Below are 789 nucleotides of genomic sequence, written 5' to 3' on the forward strand. Positions count from 1 at the left end.
TCAATTTATTAATGGTTTCGATCATGTGTACCGGAATACGGATCGTACGTGCCTGGTCAGCAATAGAACGAGTAATTGCCTGACGAATCCACCATGTAGCGTAAGTCGAGAACTTGTAACCACGGCGATATTCGAACTTATCTACCGCTTTCATCAAGCCAATGTTACCTTCCTGAATAAGATCCAGGAACTGTAGGCCACGGTTGGTATATTTCTTCGCGATGGAGATAACCAAACGAAGGTTGGCTTCTACCATTTCCTTTTTCGCACGACGCGCTTTTGCTTCACCAATCGATACACGACGGTTGACGTCTTTAATTTCAGCGATGGTCATGCCAGTTATGTTAGCCATTTCTGCGATCTTTCTTTGCGCACGCGTAATTTCAACACGGTTCGCTTCTAGCTTCGCTGCACAGGGGTGACTTTCTTCAATTAGGCCGTCAATCCACTGTAGGTTTGCTTCATTACCCGGGAATCGTTTGATGAACTCTTTACGATCCATACCGCAATATCTGGAGCAAAGCGCCATAACTGCACGCTCATTAATCCTAACGATTTCGTTGGTAGTACGAACTTCAACGATCAAGGCATCGAACTGCTTGGCACTCAATTTAAACGGTGCAAACAGTTTACCTAGCTCATTATAAGCTTTAGCTGCTTCTTTACTGCTACGAGTATGCTTTGCTTCTTCTGCTAAGGCTACCGCTAGCTGAGCACGAAGTTCATCCATGCGCTCACGCACTTCTTCTGGATCAGGGCCTTTCTCGCCCTCTTCTTCGTCATCGTCGT

At 45.9% G+C, this 789-nt stretch carries 1 protein-coding gene; it reads right to left on the reverse strand.

What is annotated here, in order from left to right; genetic code table 11:
* Window positions 1-789: sigma-70 family RNA polymerase sigma factor (locus tag A3763_RS03855; RefSeq protein ID WP_156494886.1), on the reverse strand; the 789-nt coding region annotated here is incomplete at both ends.

This window comes from Oleiphilus sp. HI0128 (genome assembly GCF_001635365.1).